The sequence below is a fragment of the Actinoplanes siamensis genome, assembly GCF_016862395.1.
Taxonomy (GTDB): domain Bacteria; phylum Actinomycetota; class Actinomycetes; order Mycobacteriales; family Micromonosporaceae; genus Actinoplanes; species Actinoplanes siamensis.
In genome coordinates, this window is sequence record NZ_BOMW01000012.1 from 40,238 (window position 1) to 65,716 (window position 25,479).

Consider the following 25,479-nt stretch of genomic DNA (forward strand, 5'->3'; position numbering starts at 1 on the left):
CGGTCGGCGCTCTCGCCAGGCTCCTGCCCCGATATCAGCGCGCCGTGGCGGATCACGCCCGCCTGCTCATCGAACCGGACTCCCACCGAACCGGAACCGGCCTCGCCCCCTCCGGAGTCAGCAGGTCGAACCGCCAGTCGTTGCAGCGGATCGAACCTCCCCGCGGAAACTCGAGATCTACCGGATCAGAAGTACGTGTGCAGCACGTCCACCACGCGCCGCTCCTCGTCCACCACCGGGATGTCGCGCCATTTGTCGAACGCGGTACACGGGTGCGAGATCCCGAACCGGATCAGATCCCCGGGTACGACCGCGACCCCGTCGGCCACCTCCAGATACGTGTGGTGGTCGTTGAGCCGGGTCACCCGCAGCCCTTCGGCCACCGAGCCGGCCCCGTCGGCCCGCCGCACCTCCAGCGGCACCGGCAGCCCCTCGTCGAACGGCGCGTCCCGCTTGCCCATCCCGGCCAGTGCCAGCCCCGGCTCCGGGACGGACAGCACCTGCGCCCAGATCTCCAGAGCCGCCGCCAGCGGTCCCTCCCCGGGCACCCGCACGAACGGCGTCCGCTCCCGGTAGAACCCGTCGTCGTGGGTGACCGAGGCCCCGCTGCGCAGGATCAACCCGGCCCGCGTGCTCAGCCCGGCGAGGCGATCCGCGACCCGGTCGAACCAGGCACTGCCGCCGGCCGAGACCAGTGGCCGTTCCGGCAGCAGCCCGGCGCTCCGGAGCCTCTCGAAGCCCTCGACCAGCCGGTCCAGATACGCGTCGACCTCGGGCTGATCACCGAGCTGTCCCTCGTATCCGGTGACGCCGGCAAGCTCGGCCCCTGGCGCGTCGGCGACCGCACGGGCGAGCTCTTCCAGTTCGTCGAGCGTGCGCACCCCGGTGCGCCCGCCGGGATGCCCCAGCTCGACGAAGACCCGGGCGCGTCCGGCCCCGGACGCCGCCCGCACCCCGGCCGCCGAGTCGACCTGGAAGTAGACCTCCCACCCGGCGGCGCTCTCGGCGGCCAGCCAGCGCAGCGCGGTGGGATCCAGCACCTGGTTCGCGATCAGGACCCGCGGCACGCCGAGTCGCCGCAGCACCAGGGCCTGGTTGGCGGTCGCGACGGTCAGCCCCCAGGCGCCGGCCCGCAACTGCGCCTCGATGAGGCCGGGCGCCATGGTCGTCTTGGCGTGCGGGGCGAAGTCGAACCCGTGCCGCCGGCAGTAGGCCGCCATGGTCGCGATGTTCGCCTCGACCGCCGGGCGGCGCACCACCAGCAGCGGCCAGGTGAAGCCGCCGCCGAAGATGCTGGGCCGTTCCGCCGCGAGGTGCTCCGGCGTCCGGTGGCCCTCAGGAATCCAGAATCCCTTGCTCCGCCAGTCGATCGTCATCTCGGGTGTCCCTCGCTTCCGGTCTGGTCGCCGACTGCCCGACCGCACGCGCGGTGCGGATCGCTGTCGCGGACGAGGTCGCTCGCCAGCCCTGCCACGCGGACCGGCGCGCCGCGATGCCGCCGCCGCGCGAAGTGCTTCCCCAGCTGCCGCGCGACCCGCTCGCCGCAGTCGCCACATCGCACGAACTGCTTCCCTCGCTGCCCCACGACCCGCTCGCCGCAGTCGCCAGGACGCGCGAACTGCTCAGCCTCATGCGGCGCGACCGGAATGCTCCCCGTGACGCCGGTCGTGGCACGCTGCCGCTGGAGCAACCCCCGCCGGGTCTGCGGGCACACCGTCTCACGGCGTCCGCTGTCGCGGCCGAGGGTGATCATGCCGATGCCCGACCCAGGTCGGCGGTCATCTCACGCAGTTCCGCGAGACGATCATCGGTGGTACGAGGATGGCCGGGCGCGTCCGGCCGCCCGTCCCACGGTCGCGGCCCGGTCGGCGGGCGGTAGTTCACGCCGAGCGCGTCCAGCCTCTCCAGATGGGCCGGCAACCGCGTCGAGAACTCGGCGAAGTCGCGCCCGGCCGGGCCCCAGACCGTCTCGGCGAACGCACAGAGCCGGGGAAACGCCTGGTAGTCGACGCGGCGCGCGGACTCCATGTGCTCGGTCCAGAGGTTCGCCTGCCCGCCCAGGACCAGATCTGCCTCGTCCGTGGTGAGGCCGGGCGGGACCGGATCGAACGCATACACCTCGGCGAGGGTGAGCAGAGTGCCCACCGGGGTCGGCTCGGCCGGATCGTCGGACTGGCGATAGTCCAGGTAGACCGAGGTGTCGGGGCAGGACACGACCTCGTGCGCGGCACGGGCGGCACGGGCGGCGGGGCCGGCGCCCCGCCAGGCGGCGATCACCGCCCCGGGTGGCGCGCCGCCGACCAGGATTTCGTCCCAGCCGAACACCCGCCGGCCGCGGCCGGCGAGATGCTCGGCCATCCGCGCGGTGAACCAGGGCTGCAGCCGCTCCTGGCCGGCCAGGCCCTCCGCCCGGATGCGGGCCTGCGCGACCGGGCTGTCACACCACTCGCCGGGCGGGCACTCGTCGCCGCCGATCCCGATCAGCTCCCCCGGGAACAGGTCGCAGAGATGGTCCAGCACAGCGCGGCAGAAGTCGAGCGCCTGCGGACCCAGGTTGAGCACGTGCGGGGAGACGCCCCAGCCGGCGCGGACCGGACCGGCGTAGCCGTTGCCGAGCTCCGGATAGGCGGCCACGGCGGCCTGCATGTGCCCGGGCATGTCCACCTCGGGAACCACGGTGACGTGCCGCTCGGCGGCGTAGGCGACGATCTCCCGCAGGTCGTCGTCGGAGTAGTAGCCGCCGTGCGGGCGCTGGTCGTAACGCTCGTGTTGCCGGGCGCCGAGCATGGTGGCCGGCCGCCAGGCGCCGACCGAGGTGAGCCGCGGCCAGCCGGGCACCTCGATGCGCCAGCCCTGATCGTCGGTGAGATGCAGATGCAGCACGTTGAGCTTGTGGAAGGCGAGCAGGTCGATCAGGCGCAGCACGTCGGAGACCGGCATGAAGTGCCGCGCCACGTCGAGCAGCACACCTCGCCAACGGAAGCGCGGCGCGTCCCGGATCCGCCCGGCGGGCACCGCCCACGGCCCGCCGGCCAGGCGTGCGCGGCGTAGCGTGACCGGAGGCAGCAGCTGCCGCAGGGTCTGCGCGCCGTAGAAGACGCCGGCCTCGGCGCCACCTCGGATGTCGAGGCCGGCGGGACCGATGACCAGCTCGTATTCCTCAGCGGACAGCTGCGGGTCGAGGCGCAGGCGGATGCCGCCGGGACCGGGCGACAGATGACAGCTGGTGGCCGGGCCCAGCGCGCCGCGCAGCCAGGTGGCCACGCCGGCCAGGCCGGCAGCCGCGTCCAGCGGCGTCGCCGGGCCCAGCTCGAAGGCGCCTTCACCCGAAGCGGCCAGGCCAGGCCTCGGCACAAGGTTCGTAAGTCGCTCGCTCATCCTCACTCCTTGACCTGCCCGGCGTTTTCCCGCACGCTACTACGAGCCACATACGAACCACCAGAGGAGACGCGATGAACATCGGGGTCGTGGTCCACTCCGGTCAGCGTGCCCGTTTCGCCGAGGCGACCCGCACGCTGACCGGCGTCTCCTTCGCCTGGGCGGAATACGAGCGGGAGTCGGAGATCCGCGATCAGGTCGCCGACCTGCTGGCCAGCGGCTCGCTCGACGGCCTGCTCCTCGGCCTGGTCCCGCACGCCCGGGCGAGCGACCTGCTGCCGTCCGGCCTCCCCACGGTGGTCACCCGGTCCGCCGCGCTCGATCTGGCTCTGGCCTGGGCACGAGCCCGGGGCAACGGCTGGCCGGCCACCCCGGTCAGCATCGACACCTTCCCCGACGAGACGGTCGGCGAGGTGGCGGCGGCGCTCGGCCTCGACCGGCCGGCGATCGCCACTCTCCCGTTCCGCCCGGAGCAACCGGTCGCCGAAGTGGTCGCGTTCCACCGGGAGCATCTGGAGCGCACCGGGGCGCCCTATGTGATCTCCGCGCGCACCGGGGTGGCCGCCGCGCTCGACGGGCGGACCGCCGTGCTGCAGGCGCTGGCCACGCCCGGCACGATCCGCGCCGACCTGCACGATCTGGTCTCCCGGGTGCGCGGCCGGCAGGCCGACGAGCAGCGTTTCGCCGCCGCGGTCTTCCGCGCTCCGGAGTCCGGCGCCCGGGCGGCGTTGCAGCGGACCTTGTCCGAGTTGCCCGAGCTGGCCGGCGCCTGGATCGACGAGCACGGTGCCCGTGACGTGATCGCCTTCGCACCGGCCGTTGTCTTCCAGACCATGACCCGGCACTGGGTCAGCCTCCCGCTCGGCGAGGCCGCCGGTTTCCACGGCGCCGGTTCCCCTGCCGACCCCCTCGTGAGCAACGCGGCAACCGGCGAAGCACCGGAACCGCCAGCCGACACCGCAGCCTCGGGCACGCCACCGCGCAGCGGCGCCACTTCGGACCCGACGTCCGGCGGCGGGTCCGCCTCCGACACGACGACCGGCGGCGGGTCCGCCTCCGACACGACGACCGGCCGCACGGCCTCCGCCGACACGCCGCCCGGCCGCACCACCTCCGCCGACACTCCGACGGGGCCCACCACCTCCGCCGACAACGGGCCGGGCTCGACGAACGACACAGCGGCCGCGGACAGAGCGCCGAGCCCGTTCGACGACGGCGCCGCCCTGGGTGATGTGCCGGTAGCGGATGCTGCGCCACGCCCCCTGCCGGGTCCCGGCGCGGCGGTCGGCTTCGGCATCGGCGCGTCGGCCCGCAGCAGTGTGGCGCTGGCCGAGCAGGCGGCTGATCGCGCCGAGCGGGACGGTTACACCACCGGCTACCTGATCACCGAGGACGGCGTGATGATCGGCCCGATCGGCGCGGCCGGCCCACCCCTGGCCTATACCTACCGGGCGCACGGCGGCCTGGAGGAACTGGCCGCCCGATCGGGGTTGAGCGCCGCCACGATGTCCCGGCTCGCGGCGTTGGAGAACTCGCTGGCCGGACGCCCGATCACACCCGGTGAGCTGGCCCGGGCGCTGGGGATCACCGATCCGAGCGGGCGGCGGCTGATCCGCAAACTCAGTGAGGCCGGCCTCGTCGCGGGCGAGGGCAGTGCTCAGCCGCATCACAAGGGCCGCCCCACCCGGCTCTACCGGCTGGCGATCCGGGCCGCCCTGGCTCCTGGCGGTGCCCGGTGACCTTCGACCTGCTCCTGGCCGGTGGCACCGTGCTGACCGGCGACGAGACGACACCTCCGGCCGGGACACCGGCGGACGTCGGGGTCCGCGACGGGCGGATCGCCGCGGTGGGGGCGGGTCTGCCCCGCGACGCGCGCGACGTCGTGGACGTCACCGGCCGGCTGGTCACGCCGGGGTTGATCGACCTGCACACGCACGTCGGGCCGGGCTACTGGGGCATCGACCCCGACCCGATAGCCTGGCATTCCGGGGTGACCACGTGGGTGGACGCCGGCTCGGCCGGGGCGTTCACGCTGGACGGCCTGCGCCGGGTCGCGGCCACCGCCACCGTGCGGGTGCCCGCCCTGCTGAACATTTCGGCGATCGGCCTGGCCGGCCGCACCGGGGAGAACCGGGACCTGGCGAACTGTGACGTAGCTCTGGCGATCGACACCATCCAGGCGAACCGGGAGCTGATCCGGGGCGTCAAGGTGCGTATCGACCGGGAGTCCGTCGGCGACAACGGCGTCGAGCCGTTACGCCGTGGCCTGGCGGCCGCGGAAGCCTGCGGAGTGCCGGTGATGGTCCATATCGGGCTCGCCCCACCCGAACTCGGCGAGGTGCTGGGCCTGCTGCGGCCAGGTGACGTCGTGACGCACTGCGCGAGCGGGATCGCCGTCCCGCTCGGCCCGGACGTACATGCGGCGGCCGCGCGCGGGGTGCTGCTCGACCTGGGGCACGGCTCGGGCGGCTTCGCTTTCGACGTGCTGGAGGCCCAGCTGGCGGCCAGCCTGCGGCCCTACACGATCTCCACCGACCTGCACGCCCGGTCTCTCCACGGGCCGGTCTTCGACCTGCCCACCACGATGGCCAAGCTGCTGGCGGCCGGCGTTCCGCTGGCCGAGGTGGTCGCCGCGGTCACCATCCATCCGGCCCGCGCGTTGGGCCTGCCGGGCGGGACACTCACGGCCGGCGCTCCGGCCGACATCGCGATTTTCGAGGTACGGGCGGAGGAGTTCCCCGTCGCCGACGCTCACCGGCAGGTCCGCACGTCACCGATCCGCCTGGTCAACGAGGCGACGTATGTGGCCGGGCGCCTGCTCCCCCCGCGACTGCCGTCCCCGCCTGCGCCGTGGATCCCGCTCACCGACGCACAGCACGCGGCCCTGGCGGCCCGTGCGCGCCACCTCCGTGACCTGCTCACCACTCCCCTGGTGGGAGTGGACGGGCTGGCCGAACAGTTCCCGAGAAACCAACAGAGGAGTTCCTGATGCCGAAACGCGCTGTGATCACCGACAAGGCCGCGCCCGCCGGTGGGCCGTATTCGCACGCGGTCGTGGCCGGCGACACGATCTACCTGGCCGGCGCCGTCCCCGCTCTGCCCGACGGCACCCGGGTCACCGGCAGTTTCGCCGAGCAGGCGCACGCCGCCTTCCGGAACCTCGCCGCGGTGGCCGAGGCCGCCGGCGCCAGCTTGGACGACGCCGTCCGGGTCGGCGTCTACCTGCGTGACTTCGGGGACTTCGCCGAGCTGAACGAGATCTATCCGCAGTACATCAAGGGCGATCACCTGCCGGTCCGGACCACCCTGCCGGTCCCGCTGGTCGGCTTCGACATCGAGATCGACGCCATCCTCTACGTAGGCGAATAGCGCTACTGGGGCGATACGCCCGCAAGAACCACTACACCGGCGTAATGCACCACACCGGCAAGGGCAGCGCTCGCCCGCGCTCAGGGATCGAGGAACAGGCGACGGCAGCCGAGACGCATGCGTGCCAAGTGGACGGAGACGCGTGCGACTCGGCAGCCCAAACCACGAGCTGGCCGCTCGGCTCGCCCAGGCAGTCGCCGTCCAGCTGCCGCAATCGCTGGTCGTCGTACTCCGCGCTCCCCGGCGGTCGGGCCTGGAATGGGCACCTGGGAGCGCGTCGAGAATGGGATCGGTCGACGGAACGATCGCGGTTGCGGGAGGAGGGGGATAGCCGGGGACCGTCTTGGGTAGAAGAGCATCCATGCCTAAACCCGGAGAGTTGCTCGGTGGACGGTATCGGCTGGACGATCGGATCGCGGCCGGCGGCATGGGTGAGGTCTGGGCTGCGACAGACACCGTGCTGAGCCGCCCGGTCGCGGTGAAGACGCTGCTGGGCGGGCGCGGGACCGATCCCGGGTTCCTGCGGCGGTTCCGGCACGAGGCGCGGGCCATGGCCGCGTTGCGGCATCCGGGCGTGGTGGCGGTGTACGACTTCGGGGACACCGAGGACGGCGCCTACCTGGTCATGGCACGGGTGGACGGGCAGCCGCTGAACCGGGTGCTCGCCGACCGCGGGCAGCTCTCGGTGGCCGAGACGATGTCGGTGGTGGCGCAGGCCGGACGGGCACTGCAGGCCGCACATGACGCGGGGATCGTGCACCGGGACGTCAAGCCCGGGAACCTGATCATCGAGCCGGACGGGACGGTGGTGCTGGTCGACTTCGGGGTGGCCCGGTCGGCGAACTCGGTCACGCTGACCGGGGCGCGCGAGGTGGTGGGTACGGCGCTCTACATCGCGCCGGAGCAGGTGTCCAAGCGGACCACCGGGCCGGCGGCGGACATCTACGCGCTGGGCGGGGTGGCTTATCACTGCCTGACCGGACGGCCGCCGTTCCTCGGGGACAACCCGCTGGCGGTCGCCCTGCAGCACGTCACGGACGAGCCGCCGCCGCTGTCCCGGGACGTGCCCCGGCCGGTTCGTGACCTGATCGGCATCGCGCTGGCCAAGGAGCCGGCCGAGCGTTTCCCGTCCGCCGCCGCGATGGCCGCGGCCGCGGAGGCCGCCGCCACGGAGACCGCCGCCACGAAGGCCGCCGCCACGAAGACCGCCGCCACGAAGGCCGCCGCCACGGAGACCGCCGCCACGGGAACAGGAGCGCGCGGAGCGGCCGCCGCAAAGGCAGGGACGTTCGGCACGACCGCCGCGGGCACGGGCGTCTCCACTATCAACGGCGATCGGGCGACCACTGGCGGCGTCGCGGTGGACGGCACCATGGACGGCATCGCCGCGCAGGCTGAAGGCACGAACGGCGAGGCACGGTCCGCGGATGCGAATGCGGCGACTCAGGCTGTGGCGGCCGGCGCCGGGACGGGATTCGCCGCGCGAGCCATGGTGGGAGCACCGCTGCTTGCCGACGTTCGGCCGGCGGGACCGGCTCGCGACGGACAGACCATGGCGGACGGAACCCTTGCGGCGGTCCCGGCGGCGTCAGTGGCCGGCCTTGCCCCTGGGCTGCCCCCTGCTCCGGAGCAGCGAAGCGGGAGTCCGGCTTCGCCGGCGAAGGACGGTGGCGCCGCGGCTGGGGAAAGCACCGGGACCGCGGCCCCTGCCGATGGCGCGCCGGTCACGCCCGGGATCGGCGCGGCTGACCCTGGAGTCGGCGCGGCCGGCCCGGCGGTTGGCCCGGGAGCCGGCCCGGCGGTTGGCCCGGATCGGCGCAGACGCGCCTGGGCTCTGGCTGCTGGAGCCCTGCTCGTCCTGCTCGGACTCGGCGCGGTGATGGCGCTGGCGGACCCGCTCGGTCTTTCCGGCGACGAGCCGTCCGGGAACACGCCGCCCGCGGGAAAGCCTTCAGCTGTCGCCCCGGCCAGTCGCACACCGGAGAAGAAGAGCGATGCGGGTGGCGGGGAACGCACCAGCGCACCGCGCGGGGGCGGGCCGGCGAGCGAGCCGGCGCGAGACGAACAGACAGCTACCGGCACCGCGCGACCCACCGCGACCGGGAACCGAGGCGGCGAGCCGACCGCTCCGGCGCAGAAGCCGACCACGGCCGCGCCGACGCAGACCTCCGGTGACGACGACAACGACGGCGACGAGGACGCCGACGGCGGAACCGGCGACAGCGGCACGACCGGCGGCGACAGCGGCAACAGCGGACCTGGGAACAACGGCACCGGCGGCGGGAACAGCGGCGCCGGCGGCGGTGGCACCGGAGGCGGAAACAGCGGCGCCGGCGGCGGCGCCGGCGGCGGGAACAGCGGACAGGGCAGCGACGTGGGCTGAGCGGAGGCGGCGCGGCGACGATGCGCCACACCCGGTCAATCGATCGATCATCGCTGATCGACTGGGTACGCTGAGAGCTATGCCCACGGCCGGTGAGTCGCTCAACGGTCGATACCGGCTGGACGAACGCATCGCCGCCGGCGGCATGGGGGAGGTCTGGCAGGCGACAGACACCCTCCTCGGCCGCCCCGTCGCCGTGAAGATGCTGCTCGTGGAGCGGTCCGGCGACCCCGGCTTCCGGCAGCGGTTCGAGCACGAGGCCCGGGCCATGGCGGCGGTGCGGCATCCGGGCGTGGCCGCGGTCCACGACTTCGGCACCACCGGCCACGGCGCCTACCTGGTGATGGCCCGGATCGACGGGCAGCCGCTGGACCGGTTGATCGCCCGCCGGGGCCGGCTCTCCGCCGAGGAGACGACGGCGCTGGTCGCCCAGGTCGCCGGCGCGCTGCAGAGCGTGCACCGGGCCGGGATCGTGCACCGGGACGTCACGCCCGGAAATCTGATCGTCGAACCGGACGGGAACGTGGTCCTCGTCGACTTCGGGGTGGCCCGGTCGGCGCTCTCGGTGACGCTGACCGGGGCCCGGAATGTGATCGGCACCGCCGGCTACATGGCTCCCGAGCAGGTGGCCAAGAAGACCGTGGGCCCGGCCGCGGACCTGTACGCCCTGGGCGCGGTCGCCTACCACTGTCTGGCCGGGCGGCCGCCGTTCCAGGGTGGCGACGCGGTCTCGATCGCCGTCCGGCACGTCACCGACGACCCGCCACCGCTGCCCGCCGACGTGCCGGAACGGGTCCGGGCGCTGGTCACCCGGGCGCTGGAGAAGGATCCGGCGCGGCGGCACCCGTCGGCCGCCGCGATGGCCGGCGCCGCCCGGGCCGCGACCGGCGGCGCCCCGGCGCGGCTGCTGGCCACCGAATCGGACACGATCGCCCTGTCACCGGCTTTGACGGGCGGGACGGCCACGGCGGAGGACGGGAGGAGGACCGCGGACGCCGGGCGGGCCCGACCGAAACCCTGGTTGCCGCCCATTCTGGCGGTCCTGCTGGCCGCCCTGTCCGGCGCCGCCGCGGTGGTTCTGGTCAGCGACCCGTTCGGCTGGCGCACCGGTCCCGCGGCCACCACTCCGTCGCCCGCTCCCCCGATCGGATCCGGCCCGCCGTCGCCGGTTCCACCATTGAGGACCACGATTTCCGGTACGACACCGGGACGGAACCCGCCGCCCGGGAATACCCGGACCACGCGTCCACCGAGTCCGTCCCGGCTCCCGGTGAGCGCGAGCGCCCCGTCGTCGAGCAGCCCGGAGCAGAGCGAGCCTCCCGGCGGCGGGTCGCAGCCGCCCGGCGACGGGTCCGCCGCCCCGGGAGAGGCCGGACGGTGAGGCGCCCCGCGGCCACGGGCCCGCCGCCCGGGAGGAGCCGGACGGTGAGACGCCGCCCGGCGGCGTACGACGTCATCGTGGTTTTCGATCTTCAGAACGGGACGGACACACGCCGGAAACGTCCGGCTGCCAGTATCTCGGGGCGTACCCAGGAGGTTCCTTTGTTCCTCAGCCAGCACGAACGGGATCGTCTGCTCATCCACGTGGCCGCCGACGTCGCGCGGAAGCGGCGCGAGCGCGGGCTCCGGCTGAACCATCCCGAGGCCACCGCCGTCATCACGGCGTTTCTGCTGGAGGGCGCACGCGACGGCCGGACCGTCGTGGAGCTGATGGACGCCGGGCGCCGGGTGCTCACCCGCGACGACGTCCTGGAGGGTGTGCCCGAGATGCTGACCGAGGTGCAGGTCGAGGCCACCTTCCCGGACGGCACCAAGCTGGTCACCGTGCACGGGCCGATCTCATGATCCCCGGCGAGATTCTCCACGGCGACGGCGCCATCACGATCAACCCTGGCCGGCCGCGGCGGGAGGTCACCGTGCGCAACACCGGCGACCGGCCGATCCAGGTCGGATCGCACTTCCACTTCGCCGAGTCGAACGCCGCCCTGGAGTTCGACCGCGCCGCTGCCTGGGGGCACCGGCTCGCCATTCCGGCCGGCACGTCCGTCCGGTTCGAACCGGGCCTGCCCCGCGACGTCGTGCTGGTGCCGCTGGCCGGTGACCGCATCGTGCCGGGTCTGCGCGGGCTGGCCGGCGGACCGCTGGACACCCCGCCGCCCCCGGCCGGGCCCGACCCGGCCGACATCGAGCCGGCCGGATCTCTGGACGAAGACACCGGCGAGGCCCAGCCGAACGGGCGCGCTCGATGAGCACCCTGGATCGCGGGCGGTACGCGGCGCTGTACGGGCCGACCACCGGGGACCGGATCCGGCTGGCCGACACCAACCTGCTGATCGAGATCGAGGAGGATCGCAGCGCCGGCCCGCACCCGGGCGACGAGGTGGTCTTCGGCGGCGGCAAGGTGATCCGCGAGTCGATGGGCCAGTCCCGGGCGACGCGCGCCGCGGGCGCGCCGGACACCGTGATCACCGGCGCCGTCGTGCTCGATCACTGGGGCATCGTCAAGGCCGACGTCGGCATCCGGGACGGCCGGATCGTCGCGATCGGCAAGGCCGGCAACCCGGACACCATGGACGGCGTGCATCCCGGCCTGGTGATCGGCGCGAGCACCGAGATCATCGCGGGCAACGGGAAGATCCTGACGGCCGGGGCGATCGACAGCCACGTGCACCTGATCAGCCCGACCGTCCTGGACACCGCGGTGGCGTCCGGCGTCACCACGATCGTCGGCGGCGGCACCGGGCCGGCCGAGGGCACCAAGGCCACCACTGTCACGCCGAACTCCTGGCACCTGGCCCGGATGCTGGAGGCGATCGACACGTTCCCGGTGAACGTGCTGCTGCTCGGCAAGGGCAACACCACGTCCGAGGAGTCGATGTGGGAGCAGCTGCGCGGCGGCGCGGGCGGCTTCAAGCTGCACGAGGACTGGGGCACCACGCCGGCCGCGATCGACGCGTGCCTGCGGGTGTGCGACGCGTCCGGCGTGCAGGCCGCGATCCACACGGACACGCTGAACGAGGCCGGCTTCGTCGAGGAGACGATCCGGGCGATCGGCGGGCGGTCCATCCACGCCTATCACACCGAGGGCGCCGGCGGCGGGCACGCGCCGGACATCATCACCGTCGCCGCGCACCCCAACGTGCTGCCCTCGTCGACGAACCCGACCCGGCCGTACACCCGCAACACCCTGGCCGAGCACTTCGACATGCTGATGGTCTGCCACCACCTGAACTCGGCGGTGCCGGAGGACCTGGCGTTCGCGGAGAGCCGGATCCGGCCGTCGACGATGGCCGCCGAGGACCTGCTGCACGATCTCGGCGCGATCTCGATGATCGGTTCCGACTCGCAGGCGATGGGCCGGGCCGGCGAGGTGATCATGCGGACCTGGCAGACCGCCCACGTCATGAAGGCGCGCCGCGGTCCGCTCGCCGGTGACGGGCCGGCGGACAACAACCGCGCCAGGAGGTACGTCGCCAAGTACACGATCTGCCCGGCCGTCGCGCACGGCCTGGCCGGTCAGGTCGGCTCGATCGAGACCGGCAAGCTCGCCGACCTGGTGCTGTGGGATCCGGCCTTCTTCGGCGTCCGGCCGGCGCTCGTGCTCAAGGGCGGGATGATCGCGTACGCCCAGATGGGTGACGCGAACGCGTCCATCCCCACGCCGCAGCCGGTGCTGCCGCGGCCGATGTTCGGCTCCTACGGTACGGTCCCGGCGCACACCTCGCTCGCCTTCGTGGCGCCGGCCGCCGTCGACGCCCTTCTCGGTGATCGGATCGGGGTGCGGCGCACGCTGGTCCCGGTCGCGGACACCCGGGCGATCGGCAAGGCGGACCTGCCGCGCAACGACGCGATGCCGCGGATCGAGGTGGACGCGGACACCTTCGAGGTACGCGTCGACGGCGAGGTCGTGGAGCCGGATCCGGTCACCGAGCTGCCGATGGCGCAGCGGTACTTCCTGTTCTGATGAGTCTCGCCACGCTGCTGCTGCTCGCGGACGGCCGCCTGCCGTCCGGCGGGCACGCCCACTCGGCCGGGTTGGAGGCGCAGGTCACGGCCGGCCGGGTGCGCTCGGTCGCGGATCTGGACGGTTTCCTCCGCGGGAAGCTGGCCACCGGCGGGCTGGTGTCGGCGGCGTTCGCGGCGGCGGCCTGCGCGGATGCGACCCGCTGGGCCGACCTGGACGCGGGGCTCGACGCGCGTACCCCGTCCCCGGCCCTGCGCCGGGCCTCGCGGGCGCAGGGCCGTGCGCTGCTGCGCGCCGGGCGGGCCATGTGGCCGGTGGCCGGCGTCGGCCGGGAGCCGCACCAGCCGGTGGCGCTCGGCGCGCTGGCCGCGGCCGCCGGGCTGTCCCCGGGGCAGGCCGCGGTGGCCGCGGCACACGGTGCGATCACCGGTCCGGCCAGTGCGGCGGTCCGGCTGCTGGGGCTGGATCCGTACCGGGTGCACGCGCTCCTGGCCCGGCTGGCCCCGGAGTGTGACCGGATCGCGGAGGTCGCCGCCTCCCGATCCGGCGACGCCGTCGACCGGTTGCCGGCCTCGGGCGCTCCCCTGCTCGACATCGGCGCCGAATATCACGCCACCTGGGAGGTGCGTCTCTTTGCATCCTGAACCGCGGGCACATCATGTCCCTCACACCCACCCGGAACCGGAGGTGGACCCGCACGCGCCGCTGACGGGCGGGTCCAGGGCGCTGCGCGTCGGGATCGGCGGGCCGGTCGGATCCGGCAAGACCGCGCTGGTGGCGGCGCTGTGCCGGGCGCTCGGCGCCCAGCTGCGGCTGGCCGTGGTGACGAACGACATCTACACCACCGAGGACGCGGACTTCCTGCTCCGCAACGGGGTGCTGCCGGCGGAACGGATCCGCGCGGTGGAGACCGGGTGCTGCCCGCACACCGCGATCCGGGACGACATCTCGGCGAACCTGGACGCGGTCGAGGATCTGGAGTCCTCGCTCGGGCCGCTCGACCTGGTCCTGCTGGAGAGCGGCGGGGACAACCTGACCGCCACGTTCAGCAAGGGGCTGATCGACCAGCAGATCTTCGTGGTGGACGTGTCCGGCGGGGACAAGGTCCCGCGCAAGGGGGGCCCGGGCGTCACGACCGCGGACCTGCTGGTGATCAACAAGACGGATCTGGCGCCTCTGGTGGGCGCCGACCTGTCGGTGATGGACCGGGACGCCCGGGCCCGGCGCGGCGACCTGCCGACGGTGTTCCTGTCGCTGGCCGAGGATCGGGGCGCCACGCCTGTCGCGGACTGGATCCGCGGCCTCGTGGCGGCGCGCGCCGCCGGCTGATCCCCCCGGGGAGGGACGATGAAGGCGAAGGCCCGCGTGGTCGCCGAGGTGGACGGGCACGGCCGTACCCGGCTGGCGGTGCTGCGCGGGGAGTCGCCGCTGCTGCTCCGGCGGACCGGGCGGCACACCGCGGAGGGGGTCACCGTGCACCTCGTCGGCGGGGCGGCCGGCCCGCTGCGCGGCGACGAGCTGCGGCTGGACGTCGAGGTGGGGCCGGGGGCGCGGCTGGAGGTGCTCAGCGTCGCGGCGCAGCTCGCGCTCCCCGGCCGGCCGGCGCCGGCGTCCCGGTTGACGGTCACCGCCGACGTCGCGGCCGGTGGCGCGTTGCGGTGGATCCCGGAGCCGCTGATCGCCGCCGCCGGCTGTGATCACGTCGTGGTCACCCGGGTCGCGGTCGAGGCGGGTGGGTCGCTGTTGTGGCGCGACGACCTGGTCTGCGGGCGGCACGGCGAGGTCTGCGGCGACGTCCTCGCCGACACCCTCGTCCGGTACGGCGGAACCACCCTCCACCGGCACGAACTGGCCGTCGGTCCCCGTGCCCCGGGCTGGGACGGCCCGGCGGTGCTCGGCGCCGGCCGCGCCATCGGCACGCTGCTCACCGCCGGCCCGGACGCGGTCACGCCCGGGTCGGCCGGCCCGGCCGTGGCGCTCATGCCCCTGGCCGGCCCCGGCATGCTGGCCACCGCCGTCGGCGCTGACATCCGGGAGGTCCGGGCGGCCCTCGATCCGCTCTGCGCCGCCGGACACGTGGAGGGCGGCCGAAGCCGCCCTCCACGGGAGATCACCGTCAGGCCGCCACGGCTATCGGCACGCCGTGGCTGTCGGTGAGAGCCAGCCGGGTGTGCAGATTGCCCTGTTGCTGCACCTTCGCGAAATACTCGCTGCGGCGCCGCTGCAGACATCCCTTCCGGGTACGCGGACCACCGGCCGCCACGGTCAGCAGTTCCGGCGCGAGCGAGCTGTTCAGCCCCTCCCGCAGCAGCCGCAGCGCCTCGGTGCGCAGCTGGGAGATCCGGGACTCGGTCACGCCGAGTCGTGCCGCCACCTCGCTGAGCGGCTGTTCCTGCAGGAACGATTCCTCCACGACCTGGCGCAGCCGCTCGGGCAGCGCCTGGATGGCCTGGTGCAGATAACCCAGGCGTTCCCGCTTGAGCAGCAGATCCTCGGGCCCCTCGGACAGCTCCGGCACCATCTCCTCGGCCGCCCCGGTCGGGAAGCCCTGCAGGCTCAGCAGCGACGCCTTCTGCACGTCGTCCTCGACGCTGGCCAGCTCGGACACCCCGATGCCGAGCATTTCGGCGACCTCGGCATCGCTCGGGGTGCGTCCCAGCGCGGCGGTCAGTTCCTGGCGGGCGGAAGCGGCACGCCGTGCCCGGGCCCGCACCGACCGGCTGGCCCAGTCCTGTCCCCTCAGCTCGTCCAGCAGCGCGCCGCGGATCCGCACCGCGGCGAAGCGATGAAAGGGGATCCCGCGGGTCACGTCGAAGGAGCGCGCCGCTCCGAGCAATGCCGCGAAGCCGGCGGAGGAGAGGTCATCCGAGTGAACGTGGCCAGGCACCCGGTTGAGCAGTTCCCGCACCAGGTGGCCGACCATCGGCATGTGCTCGCGGATCAGGTCCTCGATGTCACGCGCGGAGGGCGCGTCGTGCATGGTGCCGAAGGTGGCGGGGAGTTCGGTCGTGGCGGTCACGTAGTCCTCCTCACTCATACGAACCGGCTGGTTAAGCCGGCTGATGAGATGAAGAGTGATGGCCGTCGGGTGCAGCGGAGCCCGAACTCGGTTGCTTTTGTGGAGTTTTTTCACGTAAAGCCTCAGGTCGGCGAACGACCGAGGTCCGGAAACGTGACGATCCGCCTGACCGGACACCCGGTCACGCGGATCGTCTCCTTGCAGGGGATATCAGTGCAACACCGGGGCGCGCATCGTCATCATCTCCGCCAGTTCCGCCCGCACCCAGCGCATCCGGCGGACCGCGACGTCCGGGTGGTCACCGAACTCGGCGGCCACGCCGGCTGCGCATCCGTCGCTGCCGTGCCGGAGGATCATACGAGTTATCTCCTCCTCCACGGCGGCGCGACTCGGGTATTCGGACGGCTGCAGACACGAGACGAACAGCGCCTCGGCGGCCAAATCCTTAACACTGCTGATCATTTGTCGAACTCCCCGTTGCGACGACCTGCTTGTTGGGTCCGGCGCCGGAACTCGCGTGGATGCAGATTCCATCATCCTCGGGAGAGCACTGCCGGTCGGCAGCCACGCCGCGCGAAATCACCGCAATCCCGGCCAGACTTCCCGGGGCGGGTGGAAGGCAGAGTACCTGTCGTTTTCGCCTTCACCGTAACGCGGTATGTGCCGAATGACTTCTGCTTTTCGGGCCCGGCGAGGTTGTACCCAGGGGTCGGACCAGGCAATCACCGACGGCCGGTGCAGTCGGATTTTTCCTGACGATCCGGTCACGACCCCGCCCTCAGCAGTCGACACCCTCTTCGCAGCCGTCCACCGAGGTGCCCGGCGCCGGCGGCGCGTCCGTGGTCGGACCGTCCACGCCGTCCGGCGCCTGGCTCGCGTTCTGCGACTGATCCGGTTCCGGCTGCACCGTGAAGGTCGACGGGTCGCTGGGCTCGTCGTCCTCGCCGCCGCCGCCGGTGACCGGGGGCGTCGCGGAACTCGTCCCGGGCGCCGGCGTCCTGGTCGCGGTCCGGCTCGGGCCGGCGCTGGTCGGCGTGATGTGCACGATGCCGCCGGTGTCGACGGAGATGCCGGGCACCGGCGTGGAGTCGGTGGCCGGCGCGCCCAGCCGGACCGTGCCGTCGGAGAGCTGCTCGACCGGGCGCGACGGCTCGCCGGGCTCACCCGACACGTACGCCTGGCAGGTCTTGCCGTTGAGCTGGAAGAGCATCGGGGCGGCATTGCTCCGCACGAACCGCCCGGAGATCTCCAGTGTGGTGTTCTCCTGCGGCTCCAGCGCCGCCGCCGACTGGACGGTGACCGCCCGGTTGTCCTGGAGGAGGTCGACCTTGCCCTGGCCGGAGACGGTCTGGTCGCCCGGCATCAGGAACCAGAGCTTCCAGTCCTCGACCGCCCGGTCCCCCCGGTTGGCGAGGGTGACCTGGGCCTTGAACCGGCCCTTCTCCTGCGACCAGACGGCGTAGCTGACGATGCAGTTGCCCGCCGCCGGGACCACGCTCGGACCGGGCGTGACCGCGTTGGCGCGCTCGTCGCCCTTCGGCGGGGCGGCCAGGCTCCACCCGTACGTCAGGCCGCTGAGCAGCCCGATCGTGCCCAGCACGACCAGCGCACGCCGGGTCCGGATCTGCTTGCGGGTACGGGCCGGCGACCGGTCGCCGGACGGGACCGGCGGCGGGCCTCCCGCACCCGGGCGCAGCGACGGCGGCCGGTCGCCGGCGTCCGGCGAGGGCGGCGACAGCGACGCGGCCGCCGCGGCCGGCCCCATGCCCGCGTAGGGATAGCCGGACGGCAGGATCGTGGTGTCCTCGCCGCTGTCCTCCCAGTCCGCGCGTAAGCCGCTGACCTGTGGCATCGGTGCGCCAGCGGCGACAGCGGCCAGCACGTGCGCGACCTCCGCGGTGGGCGGGCGGTCCGCCGGCCGCTTCTCCAGGCAACGGCCGACCAGGGCGTCCACCTCGTGCGGCAGGCCCTCGACCGGCGGCAGCGGATCGGGCTCCACGTACTGGTGGGCGCGCAGCAGGGCGGTCGTGGTGCCGACGTCCCACGGGAGCTGGCCGATCAGCATCCGGTAGATCAGCAGGCCGACCGCGTAGACGTCGGTGGCCGGGCTGACCTGGCCGCCCTCCAGGCGCTCGGGGGCCAGGTAGGCCGGCGTGCCGAGCAGGCTGCCGTCCGGGTCGGTGTCGTTCTCCCCGATCAGGGCGGAAATACCGAAGTCGACCACCTTCGCCCCGGACTGGGTGAGCATCACGTTGGCCGGGGTGACGTCGCGGTGCACGATCCCGCGCGCGTGCGCGGCCGCCAGGGCGGCCGCGACCTCGGCGCTGATCCGGACGGCGGTGTTCCACGGCAGGGTGCGGACCCGGGCCAGCACCGCGGCCAGCGACTCGCCGTCGACCAGCTCCATCACGACGTACGGCACGGGCTCGCCGTCGATCGTGGCGGCCTCGCCGTAGTCGTACACGTTGGTGATGTGCGGGTGGCTCAGCCGCGCCGCGGCCTGCGCCTCGGCCCGCAGCCGGCGCCGGAAGGAGGGATCGGCGCTGGTGGACGGGGGCAGCACCTTGACCGCCACCTGGCGGCCGAGAACTTCGTCGAAGCCTCGCCAAACCACCGACATCCCGCCGGCCCCGAGCCGCTCCACCAGCCGATACCGGCCGGCGAGCAGACCCGAACCGGGCAGGTCCGTCGTGCTCATGTGCCCCCACAGGCGCGCTTCGAGGAAACGCCGGACCGCACCGCCATGCGCCCCCGACGCCGGGCGACTCGGGCCCACTGATCGGATCCCGAGCATCCCCCATCGATGGCGAGGATGTTAGTCCCTGGCAGGCGTCAGTTCGATTCACCACCATGCGATCTACCAGGCAATCATTACCGTCTGTGGGATCGGCCGAGCGACGTGTGAGGCTGGCCGAACGGCCAGGAAAGCGCTTTCCGTAAACACGCCGTCACGGAGGGGCGGAGACGGGTGCGGGGATTGCCCGCTTCGCCGGAACTTGCGCCTTCAACTTTCGAGTGACTCCGTCGTGGAGATATGCACGATTAGTCAATGCATCGCTACGCAGCGAGATCATGCCTGTCCATGATCTGTCACACGACTTGACGCCCGCGGGCCGGCTGTGGCGCACTCCACGCCGCCGGAGTGACCGGCAACACAGGATGGGAGCCGGGCGGCGCCGCGCCCAATTCACCGAGGAGCGCCCGGATCGGCTCCCACTTCTCGTAGATCACCAGCAGCACCTCGCCCGGCGCGGTCAGGCTCAACCCGGTGGTCACCGCCTCGCGGTAGTCGCCGGCGCGGATCACCCGGATCTGCGGCCGGCGCGCCCGCATCTCCCGCTCGACCAGCTCGGACACCTCCCCCGGCGAGCGACCGCGCGGGTCCCGGTCGTCGTAGAGCACCGCCCGGGTCAGCCCGTCCGCCAGGATCTGCGCCGACGCGGCGAGCAGGTCGTCACGCCGGTCCCCGGGCAGCGTCACCGCGGCCACGCAGCGGTCCGCGCCCCACAGCCGGTGCAGCGTGCGCAGGGTGGTGGCGAGCGCGGCCGGGTTGTGCGCGTAGTCCAGGAAGATCGAGACGTCGCCGAGCCGCAGCATCGTGCCCCGGCCCGGGTTGTCCACGATCGGGTCGAACTCGGCGAGCCGCGCCGCCACGGTCTCCGGGCGGACGCCCAGGGCGCGGGCCGCGGCGATCGCGGCGAGGGCGTTGGCCGCGGCGTGCAGGGCGGCGCCGCCGTACGCCCCGGGCACCTCGGCCACCCGCATCAGCGGCGTCCGCCGGTCCCCGGTGGCCTGCACCAGCCAGCCGTCGTGCAGCACGTACGCGGTCCCGCCCCGCCCGAGGTGCTCGGTCAGCACCGGGTTGGCCGGGTCCAGCCCGAACCACACGAGGCGTTTCCGGTCGGCCCGTACCCGGGGGCGGGCTGCCAGCGTGCGCACCCAGGGATCGTCCGCGTTGAGCACCAGCGTGCCGCCGTCCCGGACCCGCTCGGCGACCACCGCCTTGACGTGCGCCAGGTCCTCGATCGAGCCGAGCCCGTCCTGGCCCAGGTGGTCGGCGGTGATGTTGGTGATCACGCCGACGTCCGACCAGTCGTAGCCGAGCCCGCGCCGCAGCAGCCCGCCCCGTGCCGTCTCCAGCACCGCCACCTCGACCTGCGGGTCGCCGAGCACCTGCTGCGCCGATCGCGGACCGGTGGCGTCGGCCAGCCGGATGGCCCGCCCGTCCACGTACACCCCGTCGGTGTTCGCCGCGCCGACCCGGTGGCCGGCGCCGCTGAGCAGGTGCGCGACCAGCCGGGTGACCGTGGTCTTGCCGTTCGTGCCGGTCACCGCGACGACCGGGATCCGCCCGTCGGAGCCACCCGGGAACATCGCCCGGACGATCGCGTCGCCCACCTCACGCGCCCGGCCGAGCGCCGGGGCCAGGTGCATCCGCAGTCCGGGCACCGCGTTCACCTCGATCACCCCGGCGGCCGGGGCGTCCTCGCCGACCGGCGGCAGCGGCCCGGCGATGTCCGGCAGCCGCAGGTCGATCCCGGCGATGTCCAGACCCACCAGCGCGGCGATCCGCTGACACAGCCGGGTCACGTCCGGATGCACCTGATCGGTGACGTCCCGGCTGGTGCCGCCGGTGGACAGGTTGGCGCACTCGCGCAGCCAGACGGTCCGCCCGGCGGGCGGGACGTCCGCCGGGCCGAACCCGGCGACCCGGCACGCGGCGGCGTCCAGGCTGATCCGGGTCATCACCCGGGCATGCCCCTCTCCCCGGCGCGGGTCGGCGTTGACCTGCTCGACCAGCTGGGCCAGGGTGGCGGCGCCGTCGCCGACCACGTGCGCGGCGATCCGCTCGGCCGCGGCCACCACCTCGCCGGCCACCATCAGCACCCGGTAGTCCCGGCCGGCCAGCTGCCGCTCGACCACCACGTCGCCGCCCGCCTCGGCGAAGGCCCGCTCGACCGCCTCGGGCGTACCCAGCCCGAGCGTGACGTGGTCGCCGTGCCGGCCGTGCCGGGGCTTCACCACCACGGGGGCGCCCAGTTCGCGCAGCAGCCGGACCGCCTCGGCCGCCGTGCCCGCCGTTCCGCCGGGCGCCACCGGGACACCCGCCTCGCCGAGCAGCCGCCGGGTGACGTGCTTGTCCGCGGCGATGTCGATGCCCACCCCACTGGTCCGGTCGCTCATCGCGGCCCAGGCCAGCCGCCGGCGGGTGCCCCAGCCGAGCCGGATCAGGCTGAGATCGTCGAACCGTTCCACCGGGATGCCGCGCCGGCGGGCCGCCGTGACGATCGCCCGGGTGCTCGGGCCGGTAGCCTCCCGCTCGGCGCACGCGGCCAGCTCGGCGAGCCGGTCGGCCGGCAGCCCACGGGCCTGGCCGTCGTGGATCGCCTGCACCAGGTCGACGGCCGCCTCCAGCAGCTCCCCGGGCACCCGGGACTCGGGTGACTCGTCGGCCGGGCACTCCACGATCACGTCGTAGAGCCCGGTCTCGCCGGCCGACACCGTCCGGCCGAAGCTGACCTCCCGGCCGATCAGCTGGGACAGCTCCAGGCAGACGTGCTCGGTGACGTGCCCGAAGTAGGTGCCGCCCCGCAGCCGGCTGACGAACCCGCCCGGGGCGCCGGCCGCGCAGTGGTGCTCGACCAGCCCGGGCAGCGCCCGCAGCAGACGCTCGGTGAACCCGGTGACGTCACAGGTCTCCCGGCCGGTCAGCTCCTCCAGACGGAGCCGGGCCACCACCGCCGGCCGGGACAGATACACGTTGGGGCCGCGCAGACGGCGCAGGCTCTCGATCTTCATGCGAGTGCTCCCCGATCCCCGGCCGGCGGCCGGTGAGGTGGAAGGTGTGGCCCGCCGGCAGCACGTGCACCAGCGCCCCGGCCAGCGCGATCGGCCCCTCCGGCGGGACCTGGATGTCGGTGGCGGCGCCCGCGTCGACGATCGTCACGGCGCCGCTGCCGAGCACCTCGAACCGGTCGCCGTCGATGAGGATCGCGGTGTCCTCGTCGATGCCCAGGCCGAGCTCGTGCGGATACAGGGCCACCGCGCTGAGCAGCCGGTTCAGCCGCCCCCGCTGGGCGAAGTGCTGATCGATCAGCACCCCCGGAACAAATTCCAGACCAGGACCCGTGTGTACGCTCGCGGCCGTCACCCCGGGCCCGCCCCCACCGATGATCATGGTGGCCGACATCATCGCCGCCCCGGCGCTGGTTCCGCCGAGCACCACCGAGCCGGCGGCCACCAGTTCCTGCAGCAGCGAGTCGGCTGCCGTCCCGCCCAGCACCGTGGTGATCCGCCGCTGGTCGCCACCGGTGAAGAAGATCCCTGTCGCGTCCCGCAGCACCGCCGCCGTGCCGGGCTCGTTCGCGTCGGCCCGGCTGGCCAGGCGCAACGCGCACACCGAGGCGGCGCCCAGCTCGGTGAACGTGCCGACGTGGAACGCCTCAGCGGCCTCGGGGGACTCAGTGGCGGCCGCGATCACCACGATCCGGGCGGACCGGCCCCCGGCCAGCTCGACGAACCGGACGAGCAGCTCCGGTCCGGCGGCGCCGCCGATGATGAGTAGCCGGCCGTCCACCGTGCCTCCTCAGCAGCTCCCGCGTGGGCCACTGTCGAGGTTAATCGGAACAAAACCGCAACATTCGGCTAATCGGAATGCTTGGCGGGCAGCGGATGGCGAATCTCCGGCGGGCCCTCGGCCAGCGCGATCGAGGGCCGGGCCGAAGTGCGCGACCAGCCGGCCGGCGAGAGCCGGGCCGGCCGAACGAAATCTAGACGGGCCCGCCGCGCCGCCGCGCTCCCGGGCCCGGGCGGGGCAGGACGTCCCGGTGGCCGGCGACCTGGTGGCCGCCGGCACAGTGGATCTCGACGTGCAGCTCCTCGGCGCAGTCCCGGTGGACGAACTGGATCGGCGGCCCCTCCGGGTCGGCCAGGTACCTGTTGCCCCAGTCGCCCAGGGCGATCAGCACCGGGTAGAGGTCGAAGCCCTTCTCGGTCAGCCGGTACTCGTGGCGGACCCGGGCGCCCGGCTCCTGATACGGCTCGCGGCGCAGCACCCCGGCGCCGACCAGGGCGGACAGCCGGTTCGCCAGCACTTGGCGGGGGATCCGGGTGCGCACCCGCATGTCGTCGAAGCGGCGGATGCCGGTGAAGACCTCGCGCAGCACCACCATGGTCCACTTCTCGCCGAGGATCGCCATCGCCCGGGAGATGGTGCAGTTCGCCACGTCCCAGTCGAGGGCGCTCGGTCGTGTGACGGGTTCAACCATCGGACCACCCTAGGTCTCGTGCCCCCGTGACGCCTTCCCAGCACCGCGCGGGCCGGTTCAGCCGGCCTGTGACGCCGCCGACCACGCCGCCAGGCTAAGTCTCGTTGACAGACGCAGCAAGCGGTGCCAGCCTGCATCCATGACGCAGACTCAGACCGAGCGGACCCGCACCTTCTCCTGGACCGACCCCAGGGAGCACGTCAACTCGCTGGCCTCCCGCACCGGCCTGGAGTTCCTGCGCGCGATGGCGTCCGGCGACATCCCGCCGCCCCCCATCGTCCAGCTGATCGACGGCAACGAGCTGCGGGTCCAGGAGGGCAGCGTCACCATCACCATGGACCCCCAGGAGTTCCACTACAACCCGATCGGCACCGTGCACGGCGGAATCCTGTCCACCCTGCTGGACACGGCGGCCGCCTGCTCGGTGCAGAGCACGCTGCCGGCCGGCGTCGGCTACACCAGCATGGACCTGAACGTGAAGTTCCTCCGCCCGGTCACTGTCGCCTCCGGCCGCCTCACCTGCACCGGCACGGTCCTGCAGCGGGGCCGCCGGACGGCCCTGGCCGAAGCCCGGCTCACCGACGGGACGAACCGCCTGATCGCCCACGCCACCTCGACCTGCCTGCTGTTCGACCTCCCCACCCCGTAACCCACCGCCCCGGACACACCCCCACGCCCGGCCGCCGATCCCGGCCGGGCATCGCAGGCGCGTCAACAGGCCCGCACGGGTGTGAACGCCTCGGCGCCGACGGGGAGCGCCGGGGGCGCACCGTCAGAGGTTGGTGATGGTGGGGTGCAAGTCGGCGGCGGGTGGGGTCCAGCTGGCGGCGTCCGCCTCGACCTGCTCGCCGGAGCGGATGTCCTTCACCGTGTCCGGCGAGCCGGGGAACCAGACGTAGGGAATCCCCCGCCGATCGGCGAACTGGATCTGCTTGCCGAACTTGGCAGCCGTCGGCGCCACCTCGGTCGGAATCCCCCGCTTGCGCAGCGCCGCCGCGATCCGGTGACACGCCGCCCGCTGGTCCTCGCTGGGCAGCGCGACCACCACGCAAGTCGGCACCGAGCGGGACACGCCGAGCGCGTTCTGCCCGAAGAGCAGCCCGAGCATCCGGGAGACGCCGATCGAGATGCCGACGCCCGGGAAGCGGGTGTTCCCGACGGAGGCGAGCGTCTCGTAGCGGCCGCCCGAGGAGATCGAGCCGAACCGCTCGTACCCCCGCAACTGGGTCTCATAGACCGTGCCGGTGTAGTAATCCAAGCCCCGGGCGATCTTGAGCTCGGCCCGGACCAGGCCCGACGCGTGCTCGTCCGCCGTCTCCACCACCTGCAGCAGCTCGGCGAGACCCTCGTCGAGCAGCGGATCGTCGACCCCGAGCGAGCGCACCCGGTCCACGAACGAACCGTCGGAGGCCGAGATCTCCGCCAATTTCAGGCATGCCGCCGCTTGCGCGTCAGACGCCCCCGCGGTCTCCGCCAGCAGCGCGGCCACCTTCTCCGGACCGATCTTGTCCAGCTTGTCGACGGTGCGCAGCACCTGCGCGGTGTCCGGCAGGCCCAGGCCCCGGTAGAAGCCCTCGCACACCTTCCGGTTGTTCACCAGGATCACCGCGGGCGGGATCGGCAGCGACCGGAAGACGTCGCCGATGACCAGCGGCATCTCGGTGTCGAAGTGGAACGGCAGGGTGTCCCGGTTGACCACGTCGATGTCGGCCTGCAGGAACTCGCGATAGCGGCCCTCCTGCGGCCGCTCCCCGCGCCACACCTTCTGGATCTGGTAGCGCCGGAACGGGAAGACCAGCTTGCCGTGATTTTCCACGACGAATCGAGCGAACGGCACCGTCAGGTCGAAGTGCAGCCCGAGCTGGTCGTCGGTGGCCGGCGCGGACGACGACTCCTCCTGAAGCCGGCGCAGGAGGTACACCTCTTTCGACGTCTCACCCTTGGCGAGCAGCGTCTCCAGCGGCTCGACCGCCCGGGTTTCGAGCGGCGCGAACCCGTACGACTCGAAGGTGGACCGGATCTTGTCCAGTACGAACTGCTCGACCATGCGCTGCGGCGGCAGCCACTCAGGGAACCCCGAGATCGGCACAGATTTTCT

20 protein-coding genes and 1 pseudogene are annotated in these 25,479 nt (G+C 73.3%); 12 read left to right on the forward strand and 9 right to left on the reverse strand.

Annotated elements, in window-relative coordinates; translation table 11 throughout:
* Window positions 1-185: 185 nt before the first annotated feature.
* Complete coding sequence (locus Asi03nite_RS04985; RefSeq protein WP_203677213.1) at window positions 186-1,376, reverse strand: alanine racemase; 1,191 nt, start codon at window positions 1,374-1,376, stop codon at window positions 186-188.
* Between the two features lie 373 nt (window positions 1,377-1,749).
* Entirely contained in the window at window positions 1,750-3,378 is a 1,629-nt protein-coding gene (locus Asi03nite_RS04990) for a beta-N-acetylhexosaminidase (RefSeq protein ID WP_203677214.1), read from the reverse strand.
* 74 nt (window positions 3,379-3,452) lie between these two features.
* Between Asi03nite_RS04990 and Asi03nite_RS37675 the strand changes: the two genes are divergently transcribed.
* The 11 genes from Asi03nite_RS37675 to Asi03nite_RS05045 all read left to right on the forward strand — a co-directional run bounded on the left by Asi03nite_RS37675 (window position 3,453) and on the right by Asi03nite_RS05045 (window position 15,251).
* On the forward strand, window positions 3,453-5,117 hold the full coding sequence (locus tag Asi03nite_RS37675) for a winged helix-turn-helix domain-containing protein (protein ID WP_239102394.1): 1,665 nt from the start codon (window positions 3,453-3,455) through the stop codon (window positions 5,115-5,117).
* Window positions 5,114-6,367, forward strand: coding sequence for an amidohydrolase family protein (locus tag Asi03nite_RS05000; protein WP_203677215.1), 1,254 nt, complete (start codon window positions 5,114-5,116; stop codon window positions 6,365-6,367). The genes Asi03nite_RS37675 and Asi03nite_RS05000 overlap by 4 nt, the downstream gene beginning before the upstream one ends.
* The gene (locus tag Asi03nite_RS05005; protein ID WP_203677216.1) at window positions 6,367-6,747 is read left to right on the forward strand and encodes a RidA family protein; all 381 of its coding nucleotides are present in this window, start codon (window positions 6,367-6,369) and stop codon (window positions 6,745-6,747) included. The genes Asi03nite_RS05000 and Asi03nite_RS05005 overlap by 1 nt, the downstream gene beginning before the upstream one ends.
* 361 nt (window positions 6,748-7,108) lie before the next feature.
* Window positions 7,109-9,130 carry a serine/threonine-protein kinase gene (locus Asi03nite_RS38430; RefSeq protein ID WP_275409325.1) on the forward strand — a complete coding sequence of 674 codons (2,022 nt, stop codon included), beginning with the start codon at window positions 7,109-7,111 and terminating at the stop codon, window positions 9,128-9,130.
* 79 nt (window positions 9,131-9,209) lie between these two features.
* The gene (locus Asi03nite_RS05015; protein WP_203677217.1) at window positions 9,210-10,511 is read left to right on the forward strand and encodes a serine/threonine-protein kinase; all 1,302 of its coding nucleotides are present in this window, start codon (window positions 9,210-9,212) and stop codon (window positions 10,509-10,511) included.
* Between the two features lie 161 nt (window positions 10,512-10,672).
* Window positions 10,673-10,975 (forward strand): urease subunit gamma, encoded by a 303-nt coding sequence (locus Asi03nite_RS05020; RefSeq protein WP_203677218.1) that lies wholly within the window; start codon window positions 10,673-10,675, stop codon window positions 10,973-10,975.
* On the forward strand, window positions 10,972-11,379 hold the full coding sequence (locus Asi03nite_RS05025) for an urease subunit beta (protein ID WP_203677219.1): 408 nt from the start codon (window positions 10,972-10,974) through the stop codon (window positions 11,377-11,379). Before Asi03nite_RS05020 ends, Asi03nite_RS05025 begins: the two co-directional genes overlap by 4 nt.
* The gene (locus tag Asi03nite_RS05030) at window positions 11,376-13,094 is read left to right on the forward strand and encodes an urease subunit alpha (protein WP_203677220.1); all 1,719 of its coding nucleotides are present in this window, start codon (window positions 11,376-11,378) and stop codon (window positions 13,092-13,094) included. The genes Asi03nite_RS05025 and Asi03nite_RS05030 overlap by 4 nt, the downstream gene beginning before the upstream one ends.
* Complete coding sequence (locus Asi03nite_RS05035; RefSeq protein ID WP_203677221.1) at window positions 13,094-13,738, forward strand: urease accessory protein UreF; 645 nt, start codon at window positions 13,094-13,096, stop codon at window positions 13,736-13,738. The genes Asi03nite_RS05030 and Asi03nite_RS05035 overlap by 1 nt, the downstream gene beginning before the upstream one ends.
* Window positions 13,739-13,781: 43 nt before the next feature.
* On the forward strand, window positions 13,782-14,423 hold the full coding sequence (gene ureG, locus Asi03nite_RS05040) for an urease accessory protein UreG (RefSeq protein ID WP_203677222.1): 642 nt from the start codon (window positions 13,782-13,784) through the stop codon (window positions 14,421-14,423).
* A gap of 18 nt (window positions 14,424-14,441) precedes the next feature.
* Window positions 14,442-15,251: an urease accessory protein UreD gene (locus Asi03nite_RS05045; RefSeq protein ID WP_203677223.1), complete on the forward strand. Its 810-nt coding sequence runs from the start codon at window positions 14,442-14,444 to the stop codon at window positions 15,249-15,251.
* Here Asi03nite_RS05045 and Asi03nite_RS05050 read toward each other — a convergent pair.
* From Asi03nite_RS05050 to Asi03nite_RS05075, 6 genes are all read right to left on the reverse strand, one after another.
* Window positions 15,211-16,113, reverse strand: a complete 903-nt coding sequence (locus Asi03nite_RS05050) for a sigma-70 family RNA polymerase sigma factor (RefSeq protein ID WP_203677224.1) — start codon at window positions 16,111-16,113, stop codon at window positions 15,211-15,213. The two genes, Asi03nite_RS05045 and Asi03nite_RS05050, sit on opposite strands and share 41 nt — an antisense overlap.
* Before the next feature lie 210 nt (window positions 16,114-16,323).
* Window positions 16,324-16,575 carry a hypothetical protein gene (locus Asi03nite_RS05055; protein WP_203677225.1) on the reverse strand — a complete coding sequence of 84 codons (252 nt, stop codon included), beginning with the start codon at window positions 16,573-16,575 and terminating at the stop codon, window positions 16,324-16,326.
* A gap of 316 nt (window positions 16,576-16,891) precedes the next feature.
* Window positions 16,892-18,811, reverse strand: coding sequence for a serine/threonine-protein kinase (locus Asi03nite_RS05060; protein ID WP_203677226.1), 1,920 nt, complete (start codon window positions 18,809-18,811; stop codon window positions 16,892-16,894).
* Between the two features lie 392 nt (window positions 18,812-19,203).
* Window positions 19,204-21,912: a cyanophycin synthetase gene (cphA, locus tag Asi03nite_RS05065; protein ID WP_203677227.1), complete on the reverse strand. Its 2,709-nt coding sequence runs from the start codon at window positions 21,910-21,912 to the stop codon at window positions 19,204-19,206.
* Window positions 21,803-22,690 carry a cyanophycinase gene (locus Asi03nite_RS05070; protein ID WP_203677228.1) on the reverse strand — a complete coding sequence of 296 codons (888 nt, stop codon included), beginning with the start codon at window positions 22,688-22,690 and terminating at the stop codon, window positions 21,803-21,805. Before Asi03nite_RS05070 ends, cphA begins: the two co-directional genes overlap by 110 nt.
* Before the next feature lie 193 nt (window positions 22,691-22,883).
* Entirely contained in the window at window positions 22,884-23,381 is a 498-nt protein-coding gene (locus Asi03nite_RS05075) for a winged helix-turn-helix transcriptional regulator (RefSeq protein ID WP_203677229.1), read from the reverse strand.
* Window positions 23,382-23,478: 97 nt separating this feature from the next.
* On the opposite strand from Asi03nite_RS05075, the pseudogene Asi03nite_RS05080 reads away from it, so the two are divergent.
* A pseudogene (locus Asi03nite_RS05080) lies at window positions 23,479-24,030 on the forward strand (PaaI family thioesterase); the annotation flags it as partial.
* A 123-nt stretch (window positions 24,031-24,153) separates the two neighbouring features.
* On the opposite strand, the gene hisS reads toward Asi03nite_RS05080, so the two are convergent.
* Window positions 24,154-25,470, reverse strand: a complete 1,317-nt coding sequence (hisS, locus tag Asi03nite_RS05085; RefSeq protein ID WP_203677231.1) for a histidine--tRNA ligase — start codon at window positions 25,468-25,470, stop codon at window positions 24,154-24,156.
* Window positions 25,471-25,479: the final 9 nt, after the last annotated feature.